Origin of the sequence: Micromonospora sp. NPDC049051 (genome assembly GCF_043197575.1) — a bacterium.
Taxonomy (GTDB): domain Bacteria; phylum Actinomycetota; class Actinomycetes; order Mycobacteriales; family Micromonosporaceae; genus Micromonospora.
This window is the reverse complement of sequence record NZ_JBICTL010000001.1, coordinates 25,257-40,397: the sequence shown is the minus strand read 5'-3', so window position 1 is coordinate 40,397 and position 15,141 is coordinate 25,257. Positions and strand designations below refer to the sequence as shown.

At 71.2% G+C, this 15,141-nt stretch carries 12 protein-coding genes; 6 read left to right on the top strand and 6 right to left on the bottom strand.

Annotation, left to right across the window (positions count from 1 at the left end; all coding sequences use genetic code 11):
• Positions 1–29: 29 nt before the first annotated feature.
• The 3 genes from ACGFIR_RS00165 to ACGFIR_RS00155 all read right to left on the bottom strand — a co-directional run bounded on the left by ACGFIR_RS00165 (position 30) and on the right by ACGFIR_RS00155 (position 3,702).
• A complete protein-coding gene (locus ACGFIR_RS00165) occupies positions 30–1,109 on the bottom strand; it encodes a DUF6421 family protein (RefSeq protein ID WP_393005483.1) in 1,080 nt (359 codons plus the stop codon).
• A gap of 146 nt (positions 1,110–1,255) precedes the next feature.
• Positions 1,256–2,056: a DUF6202 family protein gene (locus ACGFIR_RS00160; RefSeq protein WP_393142373.1), complete on the bottom strand. Its 801-nt coding sequence runs from the start codon at positions 2,054–2,056 to the stop codon at positions 1,256–1,258.
• Between the two features lie 215 nt (positions 2,057–2,271).
• Positions 2,272–3,702, bottom strand: coding sequence for an FAD-dependent oxidoreductase (locus tag ACGFIR_RS00155; protein ID WP_393142371.1), 1,431 nt, complete (start codon positions 3,700–3,702; stop codon positions 2,272–2,274).
• Between the two features lie 342 nt (positions 3,703–4,044).
• Here ACGFIR_RS00155 and ACGFIR_RS00150 point away from each other — a divergent pair, with 342 nt between their 5' ends.
• From ACGFIR_RS00150 to ACGFIR_RS00140, 3 genes are all read left to right on the top strand, one after another.
• Positions 4,045–5,445, top strand: a complete 1,401-nt coding sequence (locus ACGFIR_RS00150; RefSeq protein WP_393142369.1) for an FAD-binding oxidoreductase — start codon at positions 4,045–4,047, stop codon at positions 5,443–5,445.
• 43 nt (positions 5,446–5,488) lie between these two features.
• Positions 5,489–6,724 (top strand): ATP-grasp domain-containing protein, encoded by a 1,236-nt coding sequence (locus ACGFIR_RS00145; RefSeq protein WP_393005491.1) that lies wholly within the window; start codon positions 5,489–5,491, stop codon positions 6,722–6,724.
• Positions 6,725–6,808: 84 nt separating this feature from the next.
• Complete coding sequence (locus ACGFIR_RS00140) at positions 6,809–7,342, top strand: YbhB/YbcL family Raf kinase inhibitor-like protein (protein ID WP_393142367.1); 534 nt, start codon at positions 6,809–6,811, stop codon at positions 7,340–7,342.
• 85 nt (positions 7,343–7,427) lie between these two features.
• Here ACGFIR_RS00140 and ACGFIR_RS00135 read toward each other — a convergent pair whose 3' ends face one another.
• Positions 7,428–8,138 (bottom strand): class I SAM-dependent methyltransferase, encoded by a 711-nt coding sequence (locus ACGFIR_RS00135; protein WP_393005495.1) that lies wholly within the window; start codon positions 8,136–8,138, stop codon positions 7,428–7,430.
• Positions 8,139–8,351: 213 nt separating this feature from the next.
• On the opposite strand from ACGFIR_RS00135, the gene ACGFIR_RS00130 reads away from it, so the two are divergent.
• Entirely contained in the window at positions 8,352–10,172 is a 1,821-nt protein-coding gene (locus ACGFIR_RS00130; RefSeq protein WP_393142365.1) for a hypothetical protein, read from the top strand.
• Positions 10,173–10,259: 87 nt separating this feature from the next.
• Here the strand turns inward: ACGFIR_RS00130 and ACGFIR_RS00125 are convergent, their stop codons facing one another.
• Positions 10,260–11,042, bottom strand: coding sequence for an IucA/IucC family C-terminal-domain containing protein (locus tag ACGFIR_RS00125; RefSeq protein WP_393005613.1), 783 nt, complete (start codon positions 11,040–11,042; stop codon positions 10,260–10,262).
• A 296-nt stretch (positions 11,043–11,338) separates the two neighbouring features.
• Here ACGFIR_RS00125 and ACGFIR_RS00120 point away from each other — a divergent pair, with 296 nt between their 5' ends.
• On the top strand, positions 11,339–12,856 hold the full coding sequence (locus tag ACGFIR_RS00120; RefSeq protein WP_393143680.1) for a peptide deformylase: 1,518 nt from the start codon (positions 11,339–11,341) through the stop codon (positions 12,854–12,856).
• A gap of 181 nt (positions 12,857–13,037) precedes the next feature.
• Here ACGFIR_RS00120 and ACGFIR_RS00115 read toward each other — a convergent pair whose 3' ends face one another.
• Complete coding sequence (locus ACGFIR_RS00115) at positions 13,038–14,156, bottom strand: globin domain-containing protein (protein WP_393005499.1); 1,119 nt, start codon at positions 14,154–14,156, stop codon at positions 13,038–13,040.
• A 177-nt stretch (positions 14,157–14,333) separates the two neighbouring features.
• Between ACGFIR_RS00115 and ACGFIR_RS00110 the strand changes: the two genes are divergently transcribed.
• The gene (locus ACGFIR_RS00110) at positions 14,334–15,104 is read left to right on the top strand and encodes a CPBP family intramembrane glutamic endopeptidase (RefSeq protein ID WP_393142363.1); all 771 of its coding nucleotides are present in this window, start codon (positions 14,334–14,336) and stop codon (positions 15,102–15,104) included.
• Positions 15,105–15,141 lie beyond the last annotated feature (37 nt).

Sequence of the window (15,141 nt, the reverse complement as noted above, 5' to 3'; positions counted from 1 at the left end):
CGTCGATGGGAGGGGACGGCCGGCGCGGCTCACACGCCGAGTCGCTCCTTGAGCTCGGCGAAGAAGGGCACGTGGAGGAACTCGCGCTTCTCGGCGTCGTACCGGGTGTAGCGGCGGGTGAACTCGATCAGGCCCGTGCGGGCGGCCTCGACCCCCTCGGTCAGGACGACGTCCTCCAGCTCGGTGATCTCGGTGACGAGCGTCCGCAGCGCCTCGGGCAGGGTCGGCAGGAGCCGGATGCGCCCCTCGTCGATCGTCAGGCCCCCCTGCTCGCGCAGGTAGTTGAAGAGCAGTTGCGACGCGATCGCGTCGTAGTTCGGCTTCGGGATCCCCTCGACCGAGTACCGCAGCAGCCGCTCGGCCAGGACGAACTCGAAGGTCAGCGCGGCGAGCTCACGATCGATGTCCGCGTCGTCGAGGCAGACCAGCATCGACTTGACGTCGACCCGCATCTCCTCCAGGCCGGCCAGCGGCTTGTAGCTCTTCGCCGACAGGAACTGCGGGATCGGCATGCTGCCCGTGCGGTGGTGGAACTCGTGCAGCCGCACCCAGGAACCGGCGGCCCGCTCGACGCCGGTGTCGTCGACACTGGACAGCAGCGGGAACGAGTCCGCAACCATGGCGGCGTCGATGAGCCGGCGGGTGAGGCGGTGCCGGGAGACGAACTTGTCGATGAAGTAGAAGATCAGGTCATCGGGTTCCTGGCGGCCGTCGATGTGGTTCTCCGGGAAGAGCGCCACGACGACCCGACTGTCGAAACCCGCGCTGTGCCGGCGCAGGTTGACCGGCATCGTCGGGCTCGGGTAGCGGTCCACCAGTACGGGGTCGGACGGGATGGGCTCGTACTCCAGGTAGTCCAGACCGAGAGTCGGGAAGTACGCGGCCGAGAACACGGACAAGAGGGTGTTGTCGGCCCGCGAGTTGATGTGCCGCTTCGTGGCCGTGAGCTGCGGCTTCTCGTGTCCGCCGGTGAGATCCTCGACGAGTGCCCGGGCGGCGGGCCGGGCACCGAGCGTCGCCGAGTCGGCGATCCAACCGGCCAGCCGGCGCAGCGCCTCCGGCGAGCCGGGCTCGGTCTCGCGCTGGTAGCGGGCACGCAGCTCGTTCACTTCGTTGACGACAGCGTCTGTATCCACTGCGGGGAGGGACGATCGCATGGCAGCTCCTTTCCTCGAAACCGGATGACTCCGGCGGTCGCCAGCACGTGCCAGGGGCGTCGTCGGTGGCGGCCGTCCGTGCCGATCCCGGTCGGTCGCTACGACAGGTCCCGGGCGAAGTCGTCCAGCAGGTCCGCCCACGCCGGGACGTACGACTCCGCGAGCGCGACGAAGTGCCGCGCCTCGGCCGGGGTGGAGACCAGGTGGCTCATGCCGGCCTCGTCGTCGCTGACGGACGCGGCGTGCCCCGTCTCCGCCCGGATGTGCGAGTCGATCCACGCGTAGTCGCGCTGTTCGGGGAGGACCTGGCGACCGTCCACGCTGACCTTGGCGTACAGGCGGCGGAACGCGACCGCGATGTCGAGGGCGATGGTCTCCACGACACGGAGCTGGACGGCGCCGCCGAGTTCCTCGGCCGCCATGGCGTCCATGACGTCGAGGATCCGGGCCAGCGCGGGGGACTCGGCGGGCGCGTCGGTGCTGCCCAGGGCCGACCGCAACGGCGCGCAGATCGTGTCCGCCCACCACAGGTAGTGGATGCCGTCCACACCCTCCGGTGCGACCTCCGCGAACGCCGCCGCCCGATTGTCCAGATCGTCCCCGATGACGCGGTACGCCATCTGATACGCTCCGAGTACCTCTCGACTCACTGTGTAGTCGCGAGCCAGGCGTCGTCCGTGGGCACCGAGGCTGGAAATGGTGGTGAACATAAACGACTGAGTGGTCCGCTGCCACTTCTCGGCGATCCGCAGCGCACCGGCGGGGCTCACCGAGGTGGCTTCCTTCGCACCGGCGAAGAACCGGTTGTTGCGTCGCGTGAGACCGGCCTCGTCGATCAGCCGATCGATGGTGGTGTCGGCCTGTAGACGGAGGTCGGTCAGGTCGAGTGCGGTGGTCATCGTGCCCTCCTCGCTTGTAGGGACCGGGCGGAGCGCTCCCTGAAGCCCGCCAGGACAGGCCAACGTCGACGAATATGTGCCAGCCGACGCGGGCCTATGATCATCGAATACCGTGTATCGCGCAACGGGAAGGCAATCGAACCCCTGTGCCTCCCCCTATGCGGGTGACTGCTCCTCGTGCGGTGCCTTCGGAGCCGAAATTCCCGTGACCAGCGTCAACTCGACGCGAGCGACGGCTCGGCGCGGTTCAGACCCTCGTCCGCCCCGGCGATGTCCACAAACGGCCTCGCCAGCTGCTCCGGCACTCCCATGTTCTGCGCGAAGATCCGCAGCCGCCGCTGCCAGGCGGACACATCGGACGGCGGCGCGATCGGCGCGGTGGCGCGGGCGACCAGCCCGGCGTACTCGTCGCGATCCGCGTTGCCGGTGGCGATCGAGTGCCGGAGGGCCGCCTCCAGGTCGCGCTGCGCGTTGACCACACACATCGTCCACTTGAGCAGGACCGTCGCGGTGCAACCGGGAGCGACGTCGAACACCCCGGCGTTGCGACGGAGCCGCGACGAGTCGGTGGTGTTGATCGCCACCTTGAGGTGGGAGGACACCACCTCCGCGCCCCGCACCTCCGGATACCACTGGCTGAGCTGGCGGAGCGCCAACCGGGCGCGCTCGGCCGCCTCGGGGTGACCGTTGCGCAGGAAGTGACGGAAGCCGTCGGGCAGCGCGTAGGTCGTCGGATCGACGCGGTGCACCGCGATGTGGGCCGCCGGCGGGTAGTAGACGAGCGCCGTGTCCCGGCTGAAGGGACTGAGCATGCCGCCGTACTCGTCTTCGAGCTTCAGGCACGTGTAGTTCCTCGACGTGCCCTCGGGCAGGTGCACGAAGAGGATCTGGCGCAGGGCCATGTAGATGGGCGGCAACCCGAGCGAGGGGTTGAGTCGCCGGGCCACCGCGGGGGTCTCGGTGGCGGCACAGAGACTGACCTGGTCGCCGACGACCGTCCTGCGGTCACCGTCCTCGACGTACTCCACCTGGTAGGTGCCGTCGGGCCGACGGCTCACGTCGGTCACCTCGGCGCCACCGCGTACCTCGACCCCGCACCGGCGCAGCTCCTGGTCGAGGAGGGCGGTGACGACGACCGGGTTGATGCCCCGCTGCGGAGTGACGAAGGTGGCCGCGACGTCGGAGACTCCGTCCGGCGTGGGGATCTCCCGGCAGATCTGGTCCGGCGCGCCGAACAACGCGTCGGCCGGGTCGTCGGCACACCGCTGGGCGTAACGCTCCTGGATGACCCGCATGTTGTCCCGGCACTGGCCGACGATGTCGGTGCCGCTGTCCTGCATGGCCCTGGAGGCGATGACCCGGCTCTGGTCCTTGCCGCCGAAGATCAGGTCCGGGAAGAACCGTTCGTTGACCAGGCGACCGTCGAAGCAGTCCCGGGCGCTCTGCGGATCGAACGGATACTCGGCACCACTGTGGTTCTCGCTGACGATGTTGCTGGCCCCCGTGCAGATCGGGTATGCCTCGGGCGAGCGGGCCTCGGCCCGCTCCAGCAGAAGGACCCGGTATCCCGCGCGTCGGCGCATGATCGCGGCCAGGCAGCCCGCGATACCTCCGCCGATCACGATGTGCAGCTCGGTTCGCTTCACTCTGTCAATCCCTCTGTCATGGGCAACGATCCTGCGCCGCGACGCGAGCTGAAACGGGTCTCGGTTTCAACACCGTGTCCGGCCGGACAGCGCGTCCTGCGGCGGATCTTCGGATGGGAGAGCGGGTGATGTGGCAGGCCGGGGGACGTGGCTGGAGGAGGGGGCCCTCGTTGGCGGTAGACGGTAACAAACTTCGATCAACCTCGGAAGGATCTTCCGGTACGGCTGTCGATCGATCGACCGGGCCTGCTCACACCCCTTCCACCAGTGCCACGCGGGCGGCTCGGCGGCGGCAACTTTCGCACTTCGGAGCGGGTGACATCGATCTGTACCCTCTCTGCCATGGCTGGATCTCCCCTCGTCAACGACCTGCGGGCGGCGCTCGGCGACGACGCCGTACTGACCGACCCCGACCTGCTCCGGCTGCACCGAAAGGACGAGGCCGATCTGTGCGATGCGGGGATGCCCCTGGTGGTCGTCCGTCCACCCCGGACGGCCGATGTGGTCGAGGTGGTGAGGGTCGCGGGGCGGTACGGGGTGCCGGTGGTGCCGCAGGGGGCGCGTACGGGGTTGGCGGGTGCGGCGAACGCGGTCGACGGTGCGGTGGTGGTGAGCATGGTGGCGATGGATGCCGTGCTGGAGATCGATGCGGTGAGCCGGATCGCGGTGGTGCAGCCGGGTGTGGTGAACGCGGCGTTGTCGGCGGCGGTGGCGAAACAGGGGTTGTGGTATCCGCCGGATCCGGGATCGTGGGAGATGTCGACGATTGGTGGCAACGTGTCCACCAACGCGGGTGGTATGTGCTGCGTGAAGTACGGGGTCACGACCGAGTACGTGTTGGGTCTGGAGGTGGTGCTGGCCTCGGGTGAGGTGTTGCGTACGGGTCGGCGTACCGCCAAGGGGGTTGCGGGTTACGACCTGACGCGGCTCTTCGTGGGTTCCGAGGGCACGCTCGGTGTGATCACGGAGGTGACGGTGGCGCTGCGGCCGGCGCCGCCGGAGTCGCTGACCATGGTGGCGGTCTTCCCCACCACCGCCGCCGCGGGCCGGGCGGTCGCCCGGATCGCCGAACAGGGGCTCACCCCGAGCCTGCTGGAACTGATCGACCGCACGTACCTGCGGGCGATCGAGGCGTACCGGCCGATGGGCCTGCGTACCGACGTCGAGGCGCTGCTGCTGGCGTCGGCGGACACCGGGCCCCAGGCCGCAGGGGACCTGGCGCGGCTCGCCGAGCTGTGCGAGGCGGCCGGCGCCGACGAGATCCACACGGCCACGGACGCCGTGGAGGCGGCGGCCCTGTTGCAGGCCCGCCGGCTGGGGCACGCGGCGATGGAGAAGTTCGCCAGGGAGTCGTTCCCCGACGGCAACGGTGGGATGGTCATCGACGACGTGGCGGTGCCCCGGGCGGCGTTGGCGGCGCTGCTCGACGGGGTCGCACGGATCGCGGCCGAGTGCGACGTGACGATCGGCGTGGTGGGTCACGCCGGGGACGGCAACATGCACCCGAACATCGTGGTGGACCGCGCCGACCCGACCAGCCTCGAACGCGGCCGACGCGCCTTCGACGAGATCATGCGCCTCGGCCTCGAACTCGGCGGCACCTGCACCGGCGAACACGGCGTCGGCCTACTCAAACGCGACTGGCTCGCCCGCGAGATCGGGCCCGTCGGCATGCGGGTGCACCAGGCCATCAAGACCGCCCTCGACCCCGCCGGCCTGCTCAACCCCGGCAAGGTCTTCTGATGCCCGCCACCCCTACGGCGGGTCGTACGGAGATGAGGAGAGCGTGCCGACCATAGCCATCGTCGACGGATACTCCACAGGCAGCGCGCTGAGCCGGGCGCTGGCCGAGCGGGGGGTGACCTGTGTCCATGTACGCAGCGGCGAGTCCCTGTACGACTACTACCTGAAGACGTTCCGCCCCGGCGACTACGCGGTCGACCTCGGCTTCGTCGCCGACGCGGACCTCCTCGTCGACCGGCTGCGGGCGCTCGGCGTCGACCGGGTCGTCGCGGGCACCGAGCCGGGGGTGCTCCTCGCCGACACGCTCAACCACCTGCTCGGCACGCCCGGCAACGACATCGCCACGGTCACCGCGCGGCGAGACAAGTCGGCGATGGCGGCGACCGTGGCCGCCGCCGGTCTCGCCGTGCCCGCCGGCCGGTGCTTCGAGTCCGTGGACCAGGCGGTCGACTGGTACGCGGCCAGCCTGTCCGGCCCGGCCGTCGTCAAGCCCGTGGACGGCGCGGGCACCGACAACGTGCGGTTCTGCGAGGGTCCCGACGAGGTGCGCCTCGCCTGCGCCACGGTCCTGGCCTCGGCCAACCTGTACGGCGTACCCAATCGACGGGTGCTGGTCCAGGAGCGGCTCGTCGGGACCGAGTTCTACGTCAACACGGTCTCGTACGCGGGCGCGCACCGGGTCGCCGAGATCTGGCGGTACACGAAACGGCCGGGTCCTGGCGGCGGTCCCATCTACGACTACGAGGAGCCGGTCGACCGGGGCTCGGCCCTGGCCCGGCAGCTCCGTGAGTTCGTCTTCGGGGTGCTCGACGCGCTCGGTGTCCGGTCCTCGGCGGCGCACACCGAGCTCATGCTCACCGACCGGGGGCCGGTGCTGATCGAGGCCGGGGCCCGCCTCGGGGGAGCGACCCTGCCCGACGTCGTGGCGAAGTTCTGCGGTGTGTCGCAGACCTTCCTACAGGCCCAGCACCTCGTCGATCCGGCGTCGCTCGACCAGTTCGACGACCGTACGCCGGGCTGGGCCGCCGCCGTCCGGAACGTGTCGCTGATCAATCCGGTCCCCGTCGCCGCGCAGGCGGACTGGCACGCCCGGCTGTCGGAGCTGCCGGCGGCCGTGGCGGTCGCGGCGCGCTGCTCCCCCGGGGCCGAACTGCCGCAGACCGTCGACCTGTTCAGCTCGCCCGGCTACCTCTATCTCGCCGCCGAGGACCCGGCCGAGGTCGAGCGGGGCTACGCGATGTTGCGCCGATGGGAACAGCACGGCCTGTACGGGAGCTGACGTGCGGCGCTTCCGGTTCGATCGCGGGCGCCGACGGGGTAAGAAAGGTGCGGAGGAAAACCGCTCACCGGAAGGACCGCCCCGATGACCCTGGAACGACCGATCGCCCCGGACCCGTACGAGCTGCTGCCGACCGTTGCGTCGTTCACCCTGACCAGTGACGACGTGCAGAACGGTGAGCCGATGGACGCCGCGTACGCCCATGGCAGCGTCGGGGGCGACAACGTCTCGCCGCAGCTCACCTGGTCCGGCTTCCCGGCCGAGACCAAGGGTTTCGTGGTGACGTGCTTCGACCCGGACGCGCCGACGGGCAGCGGATTCTGGCACTGGGTCCTGGTCAACCTGCCGGCCGGCGTGACGCGGCTGCCGCGCGGTGCGGCCGGGGAGGACCTCGGCGGCGCCTTCACGGTCCGCAACGACTACGGCGAGCAGGGCTACGGCGGCGCCGCCCCGCCGGCCGGCGACCGGCCGCACCGCTACGTCTTCGCGGTGCACGCCCTGGACGTGGAGGGCCTCGACGTCACCCCCGACGCCACCCCCGCGGTCGTCGGCTTCAACCTGGCCTTCCACACCCTGGCCCGCGCCGTGATCCGCCCCACCTACCAGGTCAAGGACTGACCCACCTCGCCGCGATCTTGCACTCCCCGCCTGACGGAAGGGCCGCTGGTGGGCCGAGTGCAAGATCGCGGGCGGGTAGCGACGATCAGGAGGGGACGCGGGCCACCGCGAAGACGGACTGGCCGAACGGCGGGAGGACGAGCTGCTCGGCCGCCTTGGTGGCGGGGAGCACGAGGGTGTCGTAGACCTTGACCATCGGGCCCTCCTTCGGCATCAGCCGGAAGACCTTGGTCGCCATGAAGTAGCCGATCAGGCCGAGCGCGTTCGCGTAGTGGATCTTCTCCACCGTCAGGCCGGCGTCGGTCATCGCGGCGGCCAGGGTCTTCTTGGTGTAACGGCGTACGTGGCCGGTGGCGATGTCGGCCGGGCTCATCGCGAACTGGAACGCCGGCACGATGATGATGACGTTGCCGCCCGGCCGGACCAGGTCGCGCATGCTGCGCAGCGCGCCCACGTGGTCCTCGATGTGCTCCAGCACGTTGTACGACACGGCGGCGCTGTAGTCACCCCGGTCGGAGTGCGGCAGCAGCATCTGCCGGACCTCGATGCGGGGCTGGTCGGCCAGCCGTTCCTTCAGCGAGACGAGCCGGTCCGGGTCGGCCTCGGTGGCGGTGAAGCGCGGCAGGTGCTCCGCCCACTCCAGCGCGTAGTCGCCGAGCCCGCTGCCGATCTCGATCGGGTTGTCACCGAGGTACGGCAGGGCCAGCTCGACGAACCAGCGACGGTGGTTGACCGCTGTCGCGAGGCCCTCCAGGACCTCCGACTGCACGCGCTGATCCCCAGTGATTTCTGCCATGCGTCGATTCCTCACGGTATGAACTCGACCCGCGCCTGGACCGACCGAGTGAATCATCCGCAGTGGCGGCAGAAAAATCGGGGCACCCGGGGTGGCCGAAATGGGGGTCGGGGGTGGGCACGTGATCGGCGGTCGGCGAACCCGGCACATGGTACGCCAGTACCCCGAAACATGTCACGGCGGAGCCTTGGCCTGACTACCCTACGAATCGTCATGACTACTCCTGAATCGGGCCTCCCTGCCGGCGGATCAGGGCCCGGGGCGTCGGCGGGCGCGCCCGACCGGGGCGTACGCCCCTGGAAGGGGTGGTGGACGGACGCCTTGGCGGTGGCGAGCTTCGCCGTACTGGGCTTCTGGGTGACCGCCCGGCTCTGGTTGCGCCCGTCGCACGGCATCCGGGACAACCGTACGGACCAGTCGCAGTTCGAGTGGATGATGGCGCACGGCGCACGTGTGGTGACCGATTTTGTTGATCCATTCACCTCGGGCCAGATGAACGTTCCCGAGACCGTCAATCTCATGGCAAATACGTCCGTATTATCCGTATCCCTGCCAATGACGCCCGTCACACTCCTGATCGGTACCCGCGCGTCGTTTCTGCTCTTTCTCACGCTTGGCATGATCGCCACGGCGACGGCCTGGTACTTCCTGCTGTCCCGGGTGGTCGTCGGCAGTCGCGGGCCCGCCTGGCTCGGCGCCGCCTTCTGCGCGTACGCCCCGGCGATGATCTCGCACGCCAACGCGCACCCCAACATCGTCTCGCAGTACGTGGTGCCTCTGATCGTCTGGCGCACCCTGCGGCTCGCCGAGCCGGGCCGCTGGCTGCGCAACGGCCTGCTCCTCGCGCTCGTCGTCGTGTGGCAGGCCTTCCTCAACCTCGAGGTGCTGCTGATGACGGCCATCGGGCTGGGCGTGGTGGTCGCCGCGCTCGCCCTCGGCCGGCCCGAGCTGCGCCGCCGGTCCCGTCCGTTCCTCGCGGGACTGGCGGTGGCCGCCGCCGTGGCGCTGGTGGCGCTCGCGTACCCGCTCTACGTGCAGTTCTTCGGCCCGGGGGCCTACAACGGGCTGCCCCGGCTGATCCGGGGCTATTCGACGGACCTCGCGTCCTTCGTGGCGTACTCGCGGGAGTCCCTGGCCGGCGACGCCCGCAGCGCGCAGGGGCTGGCGAAGAACCCCACCGAGGAGAACGCCTTCTTCGGCTGGCCGCTGGTGGTGCTCGTCGTCGCCCTGTTCTGGTGGCTGCGCCGCAACGTCGTGGTACGCGGCCTCGCCGTACTCGCGCTCCTCTTCGGCCTGCTCTCCCTCGGGCGTGAGGTGCAGCTCAACGGCGAGGGCACCGGGATACCCGGCCCGTGGGCGGCGCTGGAGAACCTGCCCGTCCTGCACTCGGTGGTGCCGACCCGGTGGGCGCTGGCGATCACCCCGATCGTCGGGATACTGCTCGCGTACGGGGCCGAGCACGTACGCGCCCTGGCCGCCCGGCACCCACGGGCGCGCCCGCAGATCCGCTTCGCCGGCGTCACGATCCTGGCCATGGCCCTGCTGCCGATCCTGCCGACCCCGCTGCCCACCACCCGGCTGGACCCCGTGCCCGCCTTCGTCACCTCGGGCGCCTGGCGGCCGTACGTGCAGGGCGGGCGGAGCGTCGTGACCCTGCCGCTGCCCGACACCCACTACGCCGACCCGCTGCGCTGGTCGGCGCGGACCGGGCTGGACATGCCCATCGCCCGCGGCTACTTCCTCGGCCCGGACACCCGGCCCGGTCGTGACCGGGTCGCCCTCTTCTCCGCCCCGCCCCGCCCCACCAGCGAGTTCTTCGCCGAGATCCGGCGGACCGGGGCGGTGCCGCCGATCACCCCGCAGGCCCGGGTCGACGCGGTCGGTGACCTGCGGTACTGGCGGGCGGGCGCGGTCGTGCTCGGGCCGCACCGGCAGGCCGACGCGCTGCGGCGCGGCATGACCGAGCTGACCGGCATCAGCCCCACGTACACGGCGGGGGTCTGGCTCTGGGACGTCCGTCCGCTCACCGACTGACGGTCCCGCCGGGCGGTCCGGACGGTGGGGGAGAGGCGGGCGTGCGTCGGTCCTTGCGCAGGTCGCCCTCGGAACGGGCGCGCGCGGTCAGCCCTGGCGGACGCAGCAGCCCTGGCAGATCTTGGGCTTGGGGAGGGTGAACGCCAGGCAGCACGTGCGCCGCTGCACGGTCGGCTCGCCGTTCGCGCCGGGGACCAGCTCCACCAGGTCGGCGAGGCCGAGCGTGCCGAGCAGCGTGTCGATCGTCTCGACCGACGAGCCGGGCAGGCCGTCGGCGGCCCGCAGGATGCCGTGGGCGATGCCCGAGGCCACCGAGCCGAGCAGGGTACGCGCGCCGATCCGGACCTCGGCCTGGATCGCGGCCACCATCGGGGCCAGGTGGGCGTCGAGCAGCGTGGCCCGCAGCGTCTGGAGCAGCTCCGCCTCGTCCGCGACGACGCGCAACTCGGGCAGCCCGGTGAGCGCCAGCGGGTCGCTCGGCAGCACGGCGACCGTGGTCGAGCGACGCAGGCCCATGGTGAGCAGCGGCCGGTGGTCCTCGAAGTGGATCAGCACGTCGGCCGGGTCCAGCAGCGGGACCCGCCGGGCCGAGGCCCAGCCGAGCACCACGGGCAGCGCCGTCCAGTAGCTGTACGACTTCCAGGCCAGCGCGGCGCACGCGTGCGGGGTGCCGCCCCAGCGCGAGCTGGCCGAGTGCAGGAACTGCGGCAGGAGGGTGCCGTCGACCAGCGAGGTCGCCTGTTGCCAGCCGAACTCGTCGTGCACGAGCAGGCCGCGCGCGAGACCCGGCACGTCGTCGGTGCCGAACATCGCCCGCATGGCGGCGGTGACCGGGGCCAGCGGCGCGGCGGCGGCATCCTGCTCCGGCATCACCGCTGTCACTGGACTCACCCACCCCGTCGTCAGCCGTCGGCGGGCCGTGGCCCGTCCTTTACTAAGGCTAGCCTAACCACACCTGACGAGATAAGGGAAGCCTCGGCTCTGTCGGATCCCCGGGTGCCGGCAACTTCGTCCCGCCTGCGGCGTACTACCCGGTCGTCGGGGCGGAAAACGCCGCCGCAGTATCGACAAACATCGCTTCATGTCAAGGATCGTGTCGACAAGGTGCCAGTTCCGTGTGTGCGTCGCCACAGAACGTGAAACTGATACTCCCGGCCACGAGGAAGCTGATGACCTCACCGCTCGATCGGGCTGCCGACTCGTTCGCTGCCGAGATCGCCCGGCACCGCACGGGGCGGGGGCTGTCCAAGAAGCAGCTCGCCATCCTGATGGGCTTCGACCCGTCGTACGTGAGCCACGTCGAGGGGCGGCGGCACCGTCCCACCGAGGACTTCGCGCGCCGGGCCGAGGCCGTCCTGGAGGCCGGCGGCGCCGTCTGGCAGCGCTTCAAGGAGTACGACGAACTGCGCCACGCCCGGGCCGAGCGGGCACACCGGGACCCGCCCGTGCCCGGGCAGTGGATGCCGCCCGGCACCGGCCTGATCGTCGAGCGGGAACTCGCCACCCTCACCCACCTGGGGGACGCCTACCGCTGCGTCATCCGGCGCCAGCTCTACAACGCCGGCACCGAGCCGGTCACCCGCTACCTGGTGCGGGTCGCCGTCGACCGCTACCCCAACGACCCCGGGCGTTCCAACCTGCACCACCGGGAACACCCGCTGACCTTCGCCGAACTCCGGCTGCGGGCGCACCGGGAGGACGGGGACGAGCGCGAGGCGATGCACTGGCGGGCCAAGCACGACCGGGATGCCTTCAAGGAGCTGTGGCTGCTCTTCGAGAACGCCGACCGCCGCTTCCCCCTCTACCCCGGCGACCGGGCCACCATCGAGTACGCGTACTGCGTCGGGCACGACAAGTGGGGCCCCTGGTTCCAGCGGGCGGTCCGGCTGCCCACCCGGCAGATGGCCGTACGACTGGATCTTCCGGCGGCCCTCGACCCGCAGGTCTGGGGCGCGGAGACCTCGCTCTCGGCGGAGGAGGGCCCGCTGCGCACGCCCGTGACGAAGCAGAAGGACGCCGACCGGGTGATCTTCGACTGGGCGACCGACGACCCCCCGCTCAACGCCCGGTACCGGTTGCAGTGGCGGTTCCGCAACCAGCCGGAGGACGAGCCGGAGGAGACCGGGCGGGTGCGTCCCAGCGACCGGATGCGCGGCATCGGCATCGTGCAGCGCGGCGCCGAGCTGCTGCGCCAACCCGCGCGCCCGTTCGACCTGCCCCGCGAGGAGCAGGAGGCCCGGGACCTGGCCGACCGCCTCGCCGCGACCCTCGACCGCCTCGACGAACTGCACCCGTTCCGCAAGGGGGTGGGCATCGCCGCCCCGCAGCTCGGCCTCGACCGGGCGGCGGCGGTGGTCCGGCCACCCGACCGGTCGGCCGAACCCGTCGTGCTGCTCAACCCCCGCGTCGTCGACGCCTCCCCCGACAGCGACGAGCAGTACGAGGGCTGCCTCTCCTTCTTCGACCACCGTGGCCTGGTGCCCCGGCCGCTCCGGCTCGACGTGGAGCACGCCCAGTACGACGGCAGCCGGATCATCACCTCGTTCGAGTTCGGCATGGCCCGGCTCGTCGCCCACGAGATCGACCACCTGGAAGGGCGGCTCTACGTCGACCGGATGACACCGGGGGTGCCGCTCGTCCCGGTCGAGGAGTACCGCGAGACCGGCCGGCCCTGGCGCTACTGACCTCCGCACACGCTACCGACCTCCGCACACCGTCCCCGGCGGCACGACCACGTCCGCGCGGGTGGGAAGGACGGCCGGGCGGACGTGGTCGTGCGGGGCGGTGCCGGTCCGCCCGTACGGGGGACCGGGGCGCGTGCCCCAGGGGGCAGGGGCACGCGCCCCGGTTCGGGGGGAGGAACGCCTAGAGGTTGCCGAAGGTGTCGTAGCGGGTGTGCTCCGGCGGGACGCCGTCCTCGGCGAGGACCCGGAGGGTGGCCCGGACCATGCGGGCCGAACCGGAGACGTAACAGTCGTGCGCCGTCCACGGGCCGTACCGGCTGACGACGTCGGGGACCTCACCCAGCTCGCCGTCGAAGTCGGGATCCTCGCTGCACGCCGGCGTGACCGACAACCACGGGTGCGCGGCCACCAGCTCCTGGAGCCCGGCCAGGCCGTACAGGTCCGCCGCCGTACGGGCGCCGTAGAAGACGTGCACCCAGCGGGTCCGGTTGTAGCTGGCCAGTTCCTCCACGAGCGCCTTGATCGGAGCCAGGCCGACGCCGCCCGCCACGCACAGGATGTCCCGCTCCGAGGAACGGTCCAGGGTCATCGAGCCCATCGGCGCCGCCACCCGCAGCAGGTCGCCCGGCCGCACCCGGCGGACCAGCGCCCCGGACACCCAGCCGGCGCCCTCCGGCGTACGGACGTGGAACTCCAGCACGTTGTCGTCGTTGGGGGCGTTCGCCACCGAGTAGGTGCGCCACACCCGGGGAAGGTGGCGCGGCACCTCCAGGCTCACGTACTGCCCGGCCCGCCAGGGCAGCGGGTGCTGCAACGCCCGGCAGGTCAGCACCGCCGTGTCCCTGCCGTACCGCTCGTGGGTCAGCACCTCCGCGTGCCAGAACGGCGGGTTGTCGTCGGCCGCCGCCCCGGCCAGCATCTTCTCCGTGATCGCCGCGTACGCGTCCCGCCACGCCTGGTCGTACTCCAGGTTCCAGCCGTCGCCGGCGATGCTGCGCAGCGCGTCCATCAGCGCGACGCCCATGGTCTCGTAGTGCGCCGCCTCGACGTGGTACTTCCGGTGGTCCCGACCCAGCGAGCGCAGGTACTCGTCGAAGCTCTCCGGGTCGCCGACCGTCTGCGCGGCGGTGACGATCGCCTCCAGGATCCGGTCGCCCTGCCCGGTCATCTCCACCGGGAAGAGCTTGCGCAGCTCAGGGTCGAGAAGGAAGAGCCGGGCGTAGAAGTGACCACTCAGCCGCTCCCGGTGCTCCTCGACCAGGGTCCAGCTCTCCTTCAGCAGCCTTGCGAAGTCGTCCACGGGCGCGCTCCTTCTCCTGACGGCGGATCGGGCACCCATAGAATGTCCACGGAGCGTGTCGACTGGTCGCACAGAATGTGCGATCGGCTCGTGAGGCTCGTTCGGGCGGTGCCCCCGCCCGTGGACGTCGGTGCGGCCGCCGGCCCCACCCCGAGGGACGTCGGGCAGAGTGGTGCGGTGACCGTTGAGCTGCAACGCCCGGCGACCCGCCGGATGCTCGGCACCGAGACGCTGCTCGTACTCGGCCTCTCGCTCGGCCAGTCCGCCGTCTACGCGACGGTGTCGATCATCGCGAAGCTGACCGCCGACGGGCCGCTGTCGAAGCAGACCGCCGCGCTCAACACGTCGGCGTCACCCCGGCCGTGGCTGGACCTGACGTACCAGCTGCTCGGGATCGTCTTCGCGCTGCTGCCGGTGCTGCTCGCCGTACATCTGCTGGCGCGGGACCCCGGCGACCCGGCGCGGACGCTCGGCCTGGACGCCCGGCGGCCCGGCCAGGACCTGGCGCGCGGCGCCGGCCTGGCCGCGCTCATCGGCCTGCCCGGCCTGGCGCTGTTCTGGGCGGCGGCGCAGCTCGGCGTCAACGCCACGCTGGTCCCGGCCGCGCTGCCCGACCTCTGGTGGACGGTGCCGGTGCTGATCCTCGCCGCCGTGCAGAACTCGGTGCTGGAGGAGGTGATCGTCGTCGGCTACCTGGTCACCCGGCTGCGCCAGCTCAACTGGCGGATCGGCGCGATCGTCGCGACGAGCGCGCTGCTGCGCGGCTCGTACCACCTCTACCAGGGCTTCGGCGCCTTCGTCGGCAACGTGGTCATGGGCGTCGTGTTCAGCCTCTTCTACCTGCGCACCCGCCGGGTCATGCCGCTGGTCGTCGCGCACACGCTGCTCGACGTGGTCGCCTTCGTCGGCTACGCCCTGCTGCCCCGCGAGTGGTTCGACTGGCTCTGACGCCGGGTGCCGGGTGCCGGGCGCCGGGGCCCAGCGT